We start from the raw sequence: 12822 nt of genomic DNA, 5'->3' as shown, positions 1-12822 counted from the left end.
CTTTAAAATAAATTTTGCTTCCTAAGCCCCTTAAAAGTAATCCAATTTGAAAAGGGAACCACTATGGCGCAATCCGTATTTGTGGAAAAAATCGAGCAGGCCTGCCATAAGAAGGAGTGGCTGTTTGAGCGCAGCAAGTCGAAGTATGCGCTGCGTTCGCTGATTGCCGGCATGCTGCTCACGCTCACGCCGGCCACGGGTGTGATTGCGGCGGATGTGCTCAACACTGTACACCCTTCGCTGGGGCGTTTTGCTTTCCCGTTTTTCTTCTCGTGGGGGCTGGTGTATATCCTGTTTCTCAATACGGAGCTCACCACTTCCAATATGATGTATCTCACGGCCGGCACCTTTCTCAAAAAAATCAAATGGGAAAAGGCGCTGATTATTTTACTCTACTGCACGGCGTTTAATTTAATCGGTTCGATTTTCACCGCCTGGCTGTTCAACCAAACCAGCGCGTTTGCCCACATTTCGGCGGATGGCTATTTGGCCAATATGGTGGAGCACAAGCTGGAGCGGCCAAACGGCCTGGTGCTGTCGGAGGGGATTTTTGCCAATCTGTTTGTGAACGTGGCGGTGGTGGCGTATCTGTTGCTGAAGGAGCAGGCGGCGAAGATTGCGGCAGTGTTTGCGGCGGTGTATATGTTTGTGTTTTTGGCCAACGAACACGTGGCGGCAAACTTTGCTTCGTTTGCGCTGGTGGGCTTCAATCAGATTGCCGATAGCGTGTCGCATTTTGAGGCTTTGAATATTCTGCGCCATTGCAGCGTGGCTTTTGTGGCCAATTGGATCGGTGGCGGGCTGCTGATTGGCGTGCCGTATGCGTTTTTGAATAAGGATGAGGGAGAGTATGTGGATTAGGGGTTGGTGCGTCATCCCAATAGAGCAGATGAAAATAAGGATGAGACAAGGCGGCGAGCCGCAGATAGTACCGACAGTATGGCAAGGCAAGCCAACGCCGTAGCATTCTTTTTCATTCATTATAAAAATTTCAGGTAGCCTGTTTAACGGAAAACAGGCTACCTGAAATTTTACGCATACCAGATGCGGAAAACTATTCGGCGGCGGGCATTTGGAAGTGGCAGCGGGCCACCACGATGGGTTTGGCGGGGTCGGACTGCCAGGCTTCCACCGCCACGTTGGCGATGCGGCTGCCTTGGCGGGTGAGGGAGCAGCGGGCGTAGGTGGTTTCCGGCTTGCCGCTGCGCAGGTAATCGATCGATAAATCGATCATCTTGGGCAGCTCGGCAAGGCCGGCCTGGCGGTAGAGGAAGAGCACGGCGCAGCTTTCGATGAAGCCGCCGAGCATGCCGCCGTGCAGGGCGGGCAGGAAGATGTTGCCGATGTTTTCCCGTTTGTATGGCAGGGCAAACAGGGGATGGCCGTTGGATTCGCCGCATTGCAGGCCGATGAATGCGGTGTAGGGGATGAGTTTGGCGGCTTCGGCAGTGCGCTCGGGAGATAGGATGAAGGGGTTGCTCATGCTTGCAACATCTCCTTTAGTCTGGCTTGTTGTTCTGGGGTGAGCGGGGTGCGCATGAAGGTGGCCATGCCCAAGGCAAAGGGGTCGGAAGGGTCTTCTTGGTAGCAGCTGCTGCGCACGAAGGCCACTTGGCCGGCCAAGCGGTAGCATTCGGCGCGGCCGTAGATACGGCGGCCGGGGGTAGCGGGGTGCATGTAGTCGATGCGCATATCGAGGGTGGAGAGGATTTCGGCACTGGGCAGCTGGGCGGTTACCGCGCAGGCAGAAACCATATCCACCAGGGTGGTGATGGTGCCGCCGTGAATGGTTTGGGTATCGTGGCGGCCAACGAGGTGGGGCTGCCAATCGAAACTGAGCACAGGGCGGCGGGCACGGATGCCTTCGTAGCGCAGGCCGATGGCGCGGGAATGGGGAAGGTCGAGGAAGTGTTGGCTGAGAATGCGGTAGAGGTCGGAATTGGCAGGCATGGCGGTTTCGATTGGGAGCGATATATTTTCAGGTAGCCTTTAGGAGGCGGAGGGGTGTTATTGTTTGACTGGCAGGAGGCCTTGTCAAGGCTGGCTGGAAACCATATCGCTGTATGGGCAGCCTGCCTTGCTATTGGTTTGCATCATCGCCTTCGCTTTGCAGCACAGCGGTTTCATCTGCCTCACCGGGCAGGCGCACCAAAATATCGCCAAACGCGCCGTCTTCCTGCGTGAGCCGCACCAACCCTTCCTTTACCAGCTCCAACAGGGCGATAAAGCACACCACCACCTGCGCCACGCCGCTCTCCGGCTCAAACAGTCGGCTGAAGCGGCAGCCGCCGTCTTGCAGATGCCGCAGGATGCGGCTCATGGTGGCGCGCACGGAAAGGGCTTCGTTTTCCTGTACCACCGTGTGGCTGCGGCGTTGCCCGGCGCGGGAGAGGATGGCGAGCCAGGCTTGGGTGAGGTCGGCCAGCTGTACTTCCGGCAGCTTGGCGGCGGTGGCTATTTCCAGCGGCAGATAGGCCCAAGCGAAATCGCGGCCGGCGCGGGGCAGCGCATCCAATCCCACGGCGGCGAGCTTCATTTGCTCGTAGGCCAAGAGACGTCGTACCAATTCAGCGCGCGGGTCGGCAATGTCTTCGTCTTCAGCAGCAGGCGGCACGGGCAGCAGCAGGCGCGATTTGATTTCAATCAGCACCGCCGCCATCAGCAGGTATTCCGCAGCCAAATCCAGGTTTTGCTCGTCCATTTGCGCGATATAGGCCAGATATTGCTCGGTGATTTTGAGCATGGGAATATCCAGCACATCGATGTTTTGCTTGCGGATAAGATAAAGCAACAAATCGAGCGGGCCTTCAAAACTGTGCAGCACCACCTGCAGCGCATCGGGCGGGATGAAAAGGTCGGTGGGCAGGTCGGTAACCGGCTGGCCGAACAGCGTGGCGATGCCGGGGCTGCTCGGCATATCGGGCGGGGAAGCGGGCATGTTTCAGGTAGCCTTTGGCGGGCGTGGAAAGCAGGGATTATAGTGGATTTTATCAAGAGCGGTTCGCTACTCCAAAAGGCTACCTGAAAGCAACACACGGCTTGAAAGCATCAGCCAAGCGGCGCATACTGGCTGCATTTCCCACATCAGAATAAGGAGCGATTGATGAAACTCGTGATTGCCGCGCCGGCCAACGGCGTTGAATTGAAAAACGCACTCAAAACGCATCTGCAACACGACCCGCGTGTGACGGGCCTGGTGGATTTGTCGTCGCCAGACGGCACCTATCCGCAGCTTTCTTTTGCCGCCGCGCAGGAGGTAGCCGCCGGCCGCGCCGACCGCGCCATTCTGATTTGCGGCACGGGCGTGGGTACCGCGATTGCCGCGAACAAAGTGCGCGGCATCCGTGCCGCCACCGCACACGACCTGCTCACCCTGCGCGGCTCGGTGGAAAACTATGACGCACAAGTGCTGTGCATGGGGCAAAACGTCATCGCCGCCCCCGCCGCTTGGGCACTGGTCAACATCTGGCTGGATTTGCGCCACGACACCTCCAGCGGCTATGCGCCGAAAGTAGGCGAGATCGAAGCCTTCGAACGTGGTGTTTGACGGGCTTGCAAACCGTAAACGCACAAAAGGCTACCTGAAAACTTTAGCTGCGCAGAAACTCACTGCGTTCGTTTTAGCTTCGCAGAAACTCACTGCGTTCGTTTTCAGGTAGCCTTTTCTTTCCCAGCTATTCTTACAACTGGCGCAAGAATGCTTGGATAAACGCGATCTTATCCAATTCCGGCATGGCGTTGAATGCTTCGCGATGGTCGCGGATGTAGTCGATAAGCGGATAAAACTCTTCGTCCACATGGCGTTTGTCGAGCTTGCGTCCGATGTTGCCTTCGTTGCTTCGTCCCAGAAATTTGGAAATCAGGTAATACGGCGATTTGAGTTTGAACAGCATTTCGCCGTTTTGCGCATCAAATACCATAAAGCCTTCATGTTCCACGTTTTTCAGACGGCCTTTCAGCTCGCCGAACGTGATGTTTTTCAGCGTTTCGGGGCGGCGGATGCCGTATTGTTTGCCGATTTCGTCCAATTCGGCCTCGCTAAACTGACGGCCTGTCGCCACGTCGATGCAGCCGATTAAGGTTTCGCCTAATTCTTCGCGGATGATGTGCACGTCTTTCGCGTCTGTGATTTCAAACAAAAAAGTGTGGTTCGGATAAGCGCGGAACAGGGTTTCGTATTGCGCGCAGTGTGTGGCGGTCATGTCTGCAAACGCGCTGTCGAGCGAGCCGGTGGTCGAATACAGCACTTTGCCGTCAAACGCCGCGCCGTTGGACGGATGGCCGTCTGAAAGCGAGACGAAAGTGCAGCAGCCGAGGAAGCCGTTCACTTTTACGACCGCATCCACCAATCTCTCGTCGCTGATGCGGATCGGATAACGGCTGCCTTTGGCAATACGTTCCGAATAATTGAACACTTTTTTAAACGGGCGCACGATGATGCGGTTGTGCGCGTCGATAATCAAACCGCGCATTTCCAGCAGCGCATCGTCGAAGCGGTTGTTGTAGAACACGTTGCGGGCGTATTTCAGCACGCGCAATTCGGGGTAGCGTTTGGACGCTTTGGCGGTAAAGTTGCGGCTGCCGTGTTGCAGATAATTTTCGGTAACGAAGGTTTGCTGCGCTTCGTCAAACGGCAGGGCGTGCTGCTCGATGGCCTGCATTTGCTCGATTTGTGCCAACTGCGCCGCGCTGGCGGGCTGCACGGCTTCGACGTGGATTTCGCCGGGCAGGGGGTTTTGATTGAGCTTCACATAGGCCGCCAGCACGTCGCGCTCTTTCACGCCGTGTTGGTTGGAGAAAAAGTTGTGCAGACGGTAGGTTTCGGTGTGGAAGCCGTGTTTGGCGGCCCAATCGAGCAGGTGGCGGCAGCGGGAGGCTTTTTGGTTGGTGTTGGAATTGATGATGAGGATGGGGCGGGCAGGATTTGCCAGGCCTGCAATTAAAGCATTACGCATCATGGCATTGCCTTGTTTCTGCGCTTTATCCACGGCCTCGCCCGACCAGCGGTATACGCCGTTTTCATCGGTAAGCAGCAGGTCGTTTTCGATACGGACGATTTCGGCATCGGGGTATTGTTGGGCAAACTCGGCGGCTTTTTGTTCGGCGAAAGTCGATTTTCCCGAGCCTTGATGGCCGCGGATTAAGATGAATTTTTGCATGGTTGTGCGTCTTTCTTTTGTTGGTTTGTTTTAGCTTCGTTTTCAGGTAGCCTTTCAGGATAGGCTACCTGAAGCAAGGCGGCGATGCCGTTTTACTTCGGCATTGATTTCCTGTGCCAGCCGGTTAATGGGGTAGCTTGGCCAGTCGGGGTATTGGAGGCGGTGGTAGCAGTGCCAATAGCTGCGGATGCGGTTTTGCTGTTTGCGCCAGTAGGCAGGGTTTTCGGCCAAAAAGGCGGCCAGGATGGCGCGGTTGTGGCGGAAAAAGGTGCGCACTTGCTCTTGAATGGGCAAAACGTATTCGCCGAGCAGCTGGGCGGCAAAGGGGGCAACAAAGGCGGGCTGGTCGGGGGCGAGCAGGGCGGCGAAGTGTTGTTCGCGGACATGGCCGTCGTGGTGTCGGGTGTGCAGGCAGTGGAACATGGCGCATTGGATGGGGTTGAGTGATTCGGGTCGGTGGGCAATGGTGAGGCCGTATTGCCGGCGAATCAGGCGGATGGTTTGGCCGCCCAGCAGCAGTTTGTCCGGCTCTGGAGTGGGGCTCGGGGAGCGGGGGTGCTGCATATTGGCCAAGAGCTGTGCCGCTTCAGCTTGGTAGGCAGCGGGAAAGGCTTGGAGAAAGAGTGGGGCGTGGGCAGTCATGGTTTGTTTGGTTTGCGGTTTCAGGTAGCCTTGGAGGAGGATTAGAGGCTACCTGAAAGTTTGTTGCTGTGTGTTCAATTAGTCGGTGGCAGAGCCCATGATGCCGGTGTAGAGGCGGTTTTGCGGGCTGTATACGGTCCAGAAGTATGTGCCCCACCATTCGCGGCCGTCTGCAAAATAGTCGGAACAATCGGTGTTCCATGCGTAGGTTTCGATGTGGTCCAGGCTGCCGAACAGTTGGCGGCAGAAATCGAGGAAATATTCGCCGGTTTCGCGGGCAGTTTGGCCGAAGTGGGCGGGGTAGGGCGGATTGAGGAAGGCATGGCAAAAGGCGCTGCTGGGCATCTCTCTGGCAATGGTGTGCTCGGCATCGGTTTCGCTATGGTGGTAGAGGTAGTGGCCGAATTGGCTGCCTTGTCCGCGCACGATGAGGCGGGAGTGTTGCAAATCGAGCTGGTTGCCGTAGAACTCTGTTGCGCTGATTTTGCGACCCATATCGGTTTGCAGGCTGAAATGTTGGGCAAGCGGGGCGGGAGCGGGCACTTGGTATCGGGCTGCGCGCTGCATGGCCTGTGCGTTGCGCTCGGCGATAACGGCGTGCAGGGTGTGGTTGGCTGTAGTAAGGTGGTATTCGCGGTGTTCGGCCTCGTTGGCAGCGGCAGTGGTGTAAGCGAATTGCTGGAAATCGAGCACGCCGCCGAGCTCGTGGAAGCGGCTGATGGAGGCACAGCGTTGGCGGTGTTGCCATTCAGGCAGGCCGGCGTAGGGCAGAGTTTCGAGTGGGGGTGTAGGCATCATAAGTAGAGGGTAAAGCGTAAGGCTTCAGGTAGCCTGGGTTGGTGCGGGTAAGTAGTTGTTTGCATTGTCGCCCAAATGGCAGATAGGTGGAAATAAGTAAAGTATGGTGTTGATAATACGATAAGTTTGATTATTAGTATTTATATATATTTGCTGGCGTTTATTCTTCAGGTAGCCTGTTATGCAAAGGTGGCTACCTGAAAATCTACCCACCCAAATATAGACCGTGCCATTTGTGTTGGTTTGAGGAATACTGCCTTGCACTGAAAGTTAATTTTTCTGCTCGAGAACTTGGTGGCATTAATTGAGCAAGGGTGATTTCTACAAACAAACATATCATTGATATTTATCAAGCTAATTCAAGAGTTAAGATTTTACTTAACTGCTATACTACAAAGACCAAGGGAGCAATAAAGCCAATTACCGGCCAACTTACTAGGGAGATGTTATCATGATGAAAAAAATATGGATTTTAGGTTTATTTTGTTTGCCTGTTGCCGCTATGGCAGACTCATTTTGGCTGCACAATGGTTCGATAATGCGTCTGCACGCTGAAGGTAATCTGCGTGTTATTAGCTATGAAACTCCCAGTGCGCGTATGCGTGGTGCCGGGGTGGAGCGTGGCACGGTGTTATTTGAAGGTGAGCGGCGTGGTAACCGCTACATCGGTCAGGCGCGTGTTTTCTCACGTGGTTGTGGGGAGTTGGTTTACGATGTCAGTGGCAATGTTGTGACCGAACAACGTGTGGTATTGACCGGTAGACGTGAGCAATACACTGCTGGTTGTCAGCCCTCTGGCCGTTTTGTGACAGACCGCTTAATTTTTACTTACCAATATTCTGAATAACTGCTATCCAAATCTGTAATTATATCAGGCTACCTGAAAAGTTTAGCTACGCAGAAACCTTGCTATACCGGGTTTTAACGTTGTTAAAGCTTCACTTCAGGTAGCTTTTTTTGCCTATGAAAAAGGCTACCTGAAAGCGTCGGCTTTCGTGTCAGTTCAAACTCAAATAACAGAATGGCACAGGCTTTCCTCGCAGTAGCAAACAGCGGTACAATCGCGCACCTTCATTTCCGATGCGGCCACCGAGGCTGCATTTTGTGTATTCTCAATAGGATTAATCACATGGCCGATGCCGATATGAAAGCCGCCGCCGAGGCGGATTTAGTGTATAAGCTGGAAGACAAGCCGCCGTTTGCCAATGCGCTGTTGAGCGCGGTAACGCATTTGTTGGCGATTTTCGTGCCGATGGTTACGCCGGCGCTGATTGTGGGTGGTGCGCTGAAATTGCCTGCGGAAACCACGGCTTATTTGGTTTCGATGGCGATGGTGGCTTCCGGCATCGGCACGTTTTTGCAGGTGAGCCGCTTCGGGCCGGTGGGCTCGGGGCTGCTTTCGATTCAGTCGGTGAATTTTTCCTTTGTGGGCGTGATGATTTCGCTTGGTTTGGGCATGCGCGAAGGTGGACTGAGCGAGTCGGCGATGCTGTCCACGCTGTTGGGCGTGTCGTTTGCCGGGGCGTTTTTGATTTGCGCTTCGGCTTGGGCGCTGCCTTATTTGAAACGGGTGATTACGCCTACGGTGAGCGGCGTGGTGGTGCTGCTGATTGGATTGAGCCTGATTGATATCGGCATCACTGATTTTGGCGGCGGTTTCGGCGCGAAGGGCACGGATGCTTTCGGCTCGGTGCAAAATATCGGGTTGGCGGGTTTTGTGTTGGTCATCGTGTTGCTGTTCAACTGTATGCGCAATCCGTTTTTGCGCATGAGCGGCATCGCGGTGGGGCTGGTGGCGGGTTATATTGCCGCGCTGGCGATGGGTATGGTGGATTTTTCGCCGTTGCAAAACACGCCGCTGTTCACGCTGCCTGTACCGTTTAAATATGGCTTTGCCTTTGATTGGAGCGCGTTTTTGGTGGCGGGCACGATTTATCTGTTGAGCGTGTTCGAGGCGGTGGGCGACCTTACGGCCACGGCGATGGTGTCCGGCCAACCATATGAGGGCGACGAGTTTCAAAAACGGCTGCGCGGGGGGGTGTTTGCCGACGGGCTGGTGTCGGTGATTGCCACGGCGCTCGGCTCGCTGCCGCTCACCACGTTTGCGCAAAACAACGGCGTAATCCAAATGACGGGCGTGGCCTCGCGCCATGTGGGGCGCTATATTGCTGTGATTTTGGTGCTGGCCGGGCTGTTTCCTGTGGTGGGGCGCGTGTTCACCACCATTCCTTCGCCGGTGCTCGGTGGGGCGATGGTGCTGATGTTCGGCCTGATTGCGATTGCCGGCGTGCGCATCATCATGACCCATGGCATCAACCGCCGCGAGGCCGTAATTGCGGCTACTTCGGTGGGCATCGGCTTGGGCGTGGCCTTCGAGCCGGAGGTGTTTAAGGCGCTGCCGGAGGTGTTCCGCAATGCGATTGCCGCCGGCGGCATTATGGCGGTGGCGCTGAATCTGATTCTGCCGAGAGATGAGAAAGATCAGGTGGTAAGGCTGGAAGAGTAATCGCCGGCAGCCCTTAATTTTGTTGAAGTTGATGCTTTCAGGTAGCCTTTTGGATAAGAGGCTACCTGAAAATTTTGTGCAAACGGTTTTCAGGTAGCCTTCAAATAGCCGGCGGGGGAATACCTGCCATGTTCATTTTCATTGCAAAACGCGCCTACGCTATATAGCGGTACATTCGTCATCCACTCCTGCTCCCGATAATCAGCCATGGAAAAACGTATCGCCTGTTCGGGCTTGAACTGCTCGGTGTACACCTTCAAACTTTTCGCTTTTAAATTTTCTTCCGCCTTCACTTCAATCGGCATCACACCTTGCCCGCGCTGCAACACAAAATCCACTTCCGCCGTGCCTTTTTCGCTTGCCCAGTAGAAAACGGGATTATCTTGCGAAGCAATGAGTTGCTGCAAAACGTATTGTTCGGTGAGCGCGCCTTTGAATTCGGTGAAAATGCGGTTGCCTTCCAGCAGGGTGCCCGCATCCAGCCCGCTTTGCGCGGCGAGCAGCCCTACGTCTAAGCCGTAGAGTTTGAAGGCGTTGTCTTGGTAGGCGGTAAGGGGGAGGTGCGGCTTTTTGATGCGCGGCACGATGTGTACCAGCCCGCTGTCTTTGAGCCATTGCAGGGCGGTTTCGTAGTCTTTGCTGCGGGCGCCTTTTTGCAGGTGGGCATAGATGAACTTTTTGTTTTCTTTGGCAAGCTGCTCGGGGATGGCCTGCCATAAGGCACGCACGCGCTGCACGGTGTGACCGTCGGCAATGTGTTTGGAGAAATCCTGCCCGTAAGCCGTGAGCAGGTTTCGCTGGATTTGGCGCACTTCGCTGAAATTTTGCGTGTCAATAAAGGTTTGTACCGCTTCCGGCATGCCGCCGACAAAATAATATTGGCGCAGTAGCTCGATATAGCGGCTTTTCATGGCGGCAATCAGCGACCAATCGCACATTTCCAAGAGCTGCACCAAATCCTGCTGCCCAAGCGCGGTGAGGAATTCATGAAAATCCATCGGATAGAGCGGTAGGAAATCCACCTTGCCAACAGGAAAGGAAACCTGATGGTGCAGGGAGATGCCCAAGAGCGAGCCTGCCGCTGCAATATGGAGCTGCGGTGCGTTTTCGTAGAAATATTTGAGCGATGCCAAGGCCTGCGGCACTTCTTGAATTTCGTCAAAAATCAGCAGGGTATCTTCGGCTTGAATATCCACGCCGCTTTCGATTTTCAGGCCGAGCAGCAGGCGGCCGATGTCGTAATCGCCTGAAAACAGGGTTTGCATGCGTGGGTTGTGGTCGAAATTGATGTAGGCGGTTTGGGCGAAACAGGTTTCGCCGAAATGCTTCATCGCCCATGTTTTTCCAACCTGCCTTGCCCCTTGGATAATCAGGGGTTTGCGGTTGGGCTTGAGTTTCCACTTTTTTAAGGCTTGGATGATTCTGCGCTGCATAGGGAGTCCTAATAGCCGGTTTTTTTGGCATTATACAGGTGGGAATACATTTTTTCTAATGAAAAAATAGATGATGAATACATTTTTTCGAATGTAAAAATGATGGTTAATTACATTTTTCTAATGGAAATTCGGCGGCATTGAGCTGCGTGAATAAAGGAGGGCAGGTTTTAAACCTGCCCCTGCGGAATTTCAGGTAGCCTTTTGGATAAGAGGCTACCTGAAAATTTATAACGGTATAGTGAATTTAACTTAAACCAGTACAGCGTTGCCTCGCCTTGCCGTACTATTTGTACTGTCTGCGGCTCGCCGCCTTGTCCTGATTTAAATTTAATTCACTATATCGAATGAAGAGTGGAAATGCCTGTGCTGCGGGTGTTGCACATAGGTTTTCAGGTAGCCTCCACCGTGCGGCAAAGGCTACCTGAAAAATACTAGCACACTGCCGCCAGCACGGTTTTCTCAATCTCTTCCACCCAGAAATCCTCGCCCATACCGTGCTCGGCGAACGAGCCGATGAGCGTGAACACTTGGTCGGAGAAACCCCCGATGTTCAAGATGTCGCGGCGGTTTTGCGCTTGTGCGGTGGTGTAGGGCTGGATGTCCAAGCAGACGAGTTTGGCTTCGGGACAGCGTTGTTTCAGGATGTCCCATTCTTTCATCAGGCCGGTTTTGCCGCCCCATTGTTGTTCGCGGTCTGCCCAGCTTTCATTGTCGGACACGATGACGACCAAGTCCACATCGGCTTTTTCGCGGTTCAGCATGGCGAGCGGTGCGCTGCATGCCGTTCCGCCACCGCCGATACTGGCGAGTTTTTCGGCGTTGGTCATGATGCTGTCGCGCGGGTTGAGCTGCACGTTTACCGTGATTTGTTCAAACGGTATTACGCGGGCTTGCGGGTTGGTGCGCAACATGGCGGCGGACACGAGCGCGGCGATGTCGATGCAGCGGGTTTTGCTGGTCGCGCTGCCGCGATAGCCGGTGGCCGGGCTGTGCATGGAGCCGGAAACGTCCGGACAAACCACGACTTTGCCTCGGATTGCCGGTACGTTTTGTACGGCGGTTTCCATCGCGTCTTGCAGCGCTTCGCGGATTTCAAACGGCATCTGTTCGGATGTTGCCTGATACGCGGTCAGCAATTGGTAAGGCAGAACGCGGGCGCGGCGGATGGCGGCTTTGTCACGCAGTTTTTCTGTCACCATTTTGATGTTTTTGCTTTTTGCAAACACATCGTGGCGCAGGAATGTGTTCAGGTTTTGGCGAACCTGCTGCCATGAGCCGTTGCGGGCGATTTGCGCCCAGTCGCCGCTGTTCAATTCCAAGGCGGTGAGCATTTGGAAAGGAACGTCGGGCAATGCGCCTTGGCGGCTTTGTTTGTAGTCTTCAAAGGCGCGGGTGATGGGCGGCAATGCTTCGCGGTCGTAAGGTTTGCCGATAAGCCACGCAAACCAGGCTGCACGCCATGCTTCACGCGGTTTGGGGTGCACCATTTTGACCACGTCCGCCAGCGACGGAGCATTGCCGATAGCGGCGTTCAACAGTTGTTTTTCGGTGGCGGTCAAAAGCCAGGTCTGCATCAGTTTTTTCGGACGGTTGCCGAAGGACTTCCTACCGACTGCGCCGCTGCGGATGATTTGCGCGAAGTTGCGCAACATTTTACCGTTGTCCGCCACTTGGTCGAACACGCGGGCAAGCATGTTCACGTCTTTCTGCGCCGACACGGCAAGCAACAGCGCGGGCATGTCTTTCATGAAGCCTTTCTGACGCGCGTACACGGCGGTTTTGGCGATAAACTCGGCATCCAGGTTTTCCACCAATTCCAATACTTGCTCAAGCTGGTCTTGCGCATCGGCGTAGTAAGTGCTGTTCAGGCAGCCGGTGGCGGCAAGCTGGGCGAGCTGTTGTTTGGGTGTCAGCGTGTAGGCGATGCCGCCTGCTTCGTTGCGGGTGTTGGCGGCGGTCAAACGGGTTTTAACGGATTGGAACAAGGTGGTGTTAGCCATTTTTCATTTCCTTTCGTGTTGTTGGTTTTGGGTGGTCTGAACTGTTCAGACGGCCTCGAATGGGTGGCAGCGCAGCGGCTAATATTTGAAGGGATACGTTTTTTTAACGTGGAAGGTTAATGTAATCTCTTCAGGCATCCGCCTGCCGCCGTAAAAAGGGGGGTACGGCGGGCAGCTAGGTTTTTGGGAAACAGCCGATGCTCTACCGACTGAGCTACCCGCCGAAAGCGGGGCAGGATTCGAACCTGCGACACGCGGATTAACTGTAGTTTCCCAAGGCA

The 12822-nt window shown here is 54.8% G+C and carries 12 protein-coding genes and 1 pseudogene; 4 read left to right on the top strand and 9 right to left on the bottom strand.

Features of this window, described 5'->3' with window-relative positions; translation table 11 throughout:
* The first annotated feature begins 63 nt into the window (after positions 1-63).
* On the top strand, positions 64-861 hold the full coding sequence (locus HMPREF2541_RS02775) for a formate/nitrite transporter family protein (RefSeq protein ID WP_070541621.1): 798 nt from the start codon (positions 64-66) through the stop codon (positions 859-861).
* Positions 862-1054: 193 nt separating this feature from the next.
* Here HMPREF2541_RS02775 and HMPREF2541_RS02770 read toward each other — a convergent pair whose 3' ends face one another.
* The 3 genes from HMPREF2541_RS02770 to HMPREF2541_RS02760 form a co-directional block, all read right to left on the bottom strand.
* Positions 1055-1483, bottom strand: coding sequence for a PaaI family thioesterase (locus tag HMPREF2541_RS02770; RefSeq protein WP_049257715.1), 429 nt, complete (start codon positions 1481-1483; stop codon positions 1055-1057).
* A complete protein-coding gene (locus tag HMPREF2541_RS02765) occupies positions 1480-1950 on the bottom strand; it encodes a PaaI family thioesterase (RefSeq protein WP_049257714.1) in 471 nt (156 codons plus the stop codon). Before HMPREF2541_RS02765 ends, HMPREF2541_RS02770 begins: the two co-directional genes overlap by 4 nt.
* A gap of 130 nt (positions 1951-2080) precedes the next feature.
* A complete protein-coding gene (locus HMPREF2541_RS02760; RefSeq protein WP_070541618.1) occupies positions 2081-2938 on the bottom strand; it encodes a segregation and condensation protein A in 858 nt (285 codons plus the stop codon).
* Positions 2939-3103: 165 nt separating this feature from the next.
* Between HMPREF2541_RS02760 and HMPREF2541_RS02755 the strand changes: the two genes are divergently transcribed.
* Complete coding sequence (locus HMPREF2541_RS02755; RefSeq protein WP_049257713.1) at positions 3104-3547, top strand: RpiB/LacA/LacB family sugar-phosphate isomerase; 444 nt, start codon at positions 3104-3106, stop codon at positions 3545-3547.
* A 133-nt stretch (positions 3548-3680) separates the two neighbouring features.
* On the opposite strand, the gene HMPREF2541_RS02750 is transcribed toward HMPREF2541_RS02755, so the two are convergent.
* The 3 genes from HMPREF2541_RS02750 to HMPREF2541_RS02740 form a co-directional block, all read right to left on the bottom strand.
* Complete coding sequence (locus tag HMPREF2541_RS02750) at positions 3681-5159, bottom strand: RNA ligase (protein WP_070541615.1); 1479 nt, start codon at positions 5157-5159, stop codon at positions 3681-3683.
* A 54-nt stretch (positions 5160-5213) separates the two neighbouring features.
* On the bottom strand, positions 5214-5801 hold the full coding sequence (locus tag HMPREF2541_RS02745) for a hypothetical protein (RefSeq protein ID WP_064087081.1): 588 nt from the start codon (positions 5799-5801) through the stop codon (positions 5214-5216).
* 78 nt (positions 5802-5879) lie between these two features.
* Entirely contained in the window at positions 5880-6599 is a 720-nt protein-coding gene (locus tag HMPREF2541_RS02740) for a hypothetical protein (RefSeq protein ID WP_240077138.1), read from the bottom strand.
* Between the two features lie 451 nt (positions 6600-7050).
* Here HMPREF2541_RS02740 and HMPREF2541_RS11525 point away from each other — a divergent pair, with 451 nt between their 5' ends.
* Entirely contained in the window at positions 7051-7446 is a 396-nt protein-coding gene (locus HMPREF2541_RS11525; RefSeq protein WP_080984540.1) for a hypothetical protein, read from the top strand.
* Between the two features lie 282 nt (positions 7447-7728).
* On the top strand, positions 7729-9105 hold the full coding sequence (locus HMPREF2541_RS02735; RefSeq protein ID WP_049259052.1) for a nucleobase:cation symporter-2 family protein: 1377 nt from the start codon (positions 7729-7731) through the stop codon (positions 9103-9105).
* A gap of 89 nt (positions 9106-9194) precedes the next feature.
* Here HMPREF2541_RS02735 and HMPREF2541_RS02730 read toward each other — a convergent pair whose 3' ends face one another.
* The 3 genes and pseudogenes from HMPREF2541_RS02730 to HMPREF2541_RS02725 form a co-directional block, all read right to left on the bottom strand.
* Positions 9195-10538, bottom strand: a complete 1344-nt coding sequence (locus tag HMPREF2541_RS02730) for an ATP-binding protein (RefSeq protein ID WP_064087185.1) — start codon at positions 10536-10538, stop codon at positions 9195-9197.
* A 200-nt stretch (positions 10539-10738) separates the two neighbouring features.
* Positions 10739-10884: pseudogene (locus HMPREF2541_RS12340) on the bottom strand (IS5/IS1182 family transposase); the annotation flags it as partial.
* Between the two features lie 88 nt (positions 10885-10972).
* Entirely contained in the window at positions 10973-12541 is a 1569-nt protein-coding gene (locus tag HMPREF2541_RS02725) for a TROVE domain-containing protein (protein ID WP_064086117.1), read from the bottom strand.
* Positions 12542-12822: the final 281 nt, after the last annotated feature.

It is taken from the genome of Eikenella sp. HMSC061C02, assembly GCF_001809035.1.
In the GTDB taxonomy this organism is placed as follows: Bacteria; Pseudomonadota; Gammaproteobacteria; order Burkholderiales; family Neisseriaceae; genus Eikenella; species Eikenella corrodens.
The sequence above is the reverse complement of the archived record's forward strand: the minus strand, read 5'-3'. Positions and strand labels throughout refer to the sequence as shown.